This window comes from Streptomyces sp. WELS2 (genome assembly GCF_013870595.1).
GTDB lineage: Bacteria > Actinomycetota > Actinomycetes > Streptomycetales > Streptomycetaceae > Streptomyces.
On the sequence record NZ_JACBWZ010000862.1, the window covers coordinates 1 to 2,504 of the forward strand.

The following is a 2,504-nucleotide window of genomic DNA, read 5'->3' on the forward strand; positions in this document are numbered from 1 at the left end:
GCTCCGGCAGCTTCAGCCAGGTGTAGAACAGCCGGCGCAGTCGCCGGGCCGACTCGCCGGGCGCCGATGTCACGCTCTGCCGGAGCGCGGCCAGTTCCGGGTCGTCCTGCTGGGTACGGGCCGCGTGCAGCAGCTGGGGGAGCAGGGGCGCGGAGCGGGAGAGGCGGGGGAGGAGCCGGCCGAGGCGGTCCATGGGGGAGCCGGGGGCCACGGTGGAATCGCCGAAGGCGCCCAGTACGCACGGAATTCTCAGCGCGGTGCCGTACAGGGTGAGCGATCCGTGGTCGCCGACGAGGAAATCGGCCGCGCACAGGGCGGCTTTCCAGGTCTCGGTCTCCGGCGCCGGGAGCAGCATTCCGGATTCGGTCAGCGGGGCGAGCCAGTGGTGTATCTGCCAGGTGCCGTGGCCGTACCAGGCATTGGGGTGCACGGCGGCGAGAACGCGGAATTCGTCGGCCGGGAGTTCGGCGAGCGCGCGGCGCAGCACATCCGCCCCGGGCGCGCCGAGCACCGAGTCACGGCCCCAGGTCGAGGAGACGACCACCAGGCGCTGGCCGGGCAGCAGTCCGAGGGCGCGCCGGTACGCCGCCCGGAAGGGCAGTCCGGCGCGTAGCTGGTCGAGACACGGATCACCGGCGACGACGGCGCGGGGAACGGCCTCGGGGCAGCCGTCCGCCAGCCGCCGCAGCTGTTCGTCGTGGGACAGCACGATCGCCGCCGGCACGACCCGCCCCTCATGGACCAGCCACTCCGACGTCAGCCCGAACGCTCCCGGCTCCCGGCTCCCGGCTCCCGGCTCCCGGCTCCCGGCTCCCGGCTCCCGGCTCCCGGCTCCCGGCTCCCGGCCCAAAACCTTATTGTATCCGGCGCCGTGCGGCGCGCCTATCAGCGGAAAGGGAATTCTGTGCAATTCCCCGCCGCGACTCGTGGCCACGGCGAGATCGAACGGCTGGGCCAGCGCCTCACGCCAGGAGATCCGCGCCATTCCGTGCGAGGCGAGGAATTCCTCCGTCCCGCCGTCGAGTTCGGAGGAACCGGTCCGCGTGAAGAACACCTGGATCCGCTCGTCGCCCTCGAAGACGGCCAGCAGATCCAGCAGCCGTGTGGCGGACGTGATGTTGTGCACGACGCCGAGCACACTGCGCTCGGCGACCACCGTGCTCCACCGCGGCCCGTCCTTCCGCAACGGCAGCGGCAGCCGGCCCGTCTCCCGCACGCGTACTCCCGGCCACGATCTGCTCACCCTGTCGGAGCACACGATAGCCATGCCGGGTACACGCCACCGTCATGCGCCGGCCACCACTCCGGTGTGCTCAGGACACCAGTCCGACGTGGGCCAGCGCCTGCTTCAGCAGCACCCCGTGCCCGCCCGGCATCTCGCTCTGCACGGCCCGGGAGGCGGCCTCCTGCGGGCTGAACCAGACGAGGTCCAGCGCGTCCTGGCGGGGCCGGCAGTCGCCGGTCACCGGCACGATGTAGGCCAGGGACACCGCGTGCTGGCGCGGGTCGTGGTACGGCGTGATGCCCGCCGTCGGGAAGTACTCCGCGACCGTGAACGGCTGGAGGGAGGCGGGTACGCGGGGCAGCGCGACCGGGCCGAGGTCCTTCTCCAGGTGGCGCAGCAGCGCGTCGCGGACCCGCTCGTGGTGCAGGACCCGGCCGGAGACCAGGGTCCGGCTGACCGTGCCGTCCGGGCCGATGCGCAGCAGCAGCCCGATGCTGGTGACCTCACCGCTGTCGTCCACGCGCACCGGCACGGCCTCGACGTACAGGATCGGCATCCGGGCCCTGGCCATCTCCAGCTCGTCCGTGGTCAGCCAGCCGGGCGTGGTCTCGGTCATGTCAGACATTGCTTGATCATACTTTCCGGGTGGGGCGCCCGCCGGGATCGCGGGCCGGTTCGGATGGGGAGGGCCCGTTCCGGTCGGACGCGGGCGGTCCCTCCGGTTCGGATACGGACGGTCCGTACAGCCGGCGCGCGTTGTCGCGGCCCGCCCAGCGCGCGATCCGCAGGGCGTCGGCCAGGCTCGACTCGTCGGCGTCCACCCGGTCCTGCAGCAGACCGGCGAGAGCCCGGCGGAAGCACAGGGCGCCCAGGTGGTGGAACTCGGCCACACCGTAGGCGTCGGAGCTGTACAGCAGTTTGCGGAACGGGGTCACCTCCAGTGCCTCCTCCAGCACCGCCCGGCACCGGGCCGGCCCGGTGTGGTGCAGCGCGAGCCCGACGTCCAGGTACACGTGCTCGAACACCGCCGACAGATAAGCGGCTTGGCGATGGTACGGCCAGCAGTGCAGCAGCAGGACGGGGATCGTGCCGGCCGTCCGGTGCAGCCAGTCGGTGAGCAGGGCGGGGTCGGCGCGGTGCAGCCGCAGGTCCGCGTCGCCGAACCCGGCGTGCAGTTGCAGCGGCAGCCCCAGATCGACGGCGGTCCACAGCAGGTGCCGTACCAGCACCGGGTCGGTCAGGCGTCCGCCGCGCGCCGGCCAGGTGGCGGGCCCGGCGG

At 72.8% G+C, this 2,504-nt stretch carries 2 protein-coding genes and 1 pseudogene; all 3 read right to left on the reverse strand.

Annotated elements, in window-relative coordinates; genetic code table 11:
- Positions 1-1,216, reverse strand: a pseudogene (locus tag H5J33_RS30920) (hypothetical protein); the annotation flags it as partial.
- A gap of 97 nt (positions 1,217-1,313) precedes the next feature.
- Positions 1,314-1,841, reverse strand: coding sequence for an NUDIX hydrolase family protein (locus tag H5J33_RS30925; RefSeq protein ID WP_030794315.1), 528 nt, complete (start codon positions 1,839-1,841; stop codon positions 1,314-1,316).
- Between the two features lie 16 nt (positions 1,842-1,857).
- The coding region (locus H5J33_RS30930) for an amidohydrolase family protein (protein WP_181798077.1) at positions 1,858-2,504 on the reverse strand (647 nt) is incomplete at its 5' end.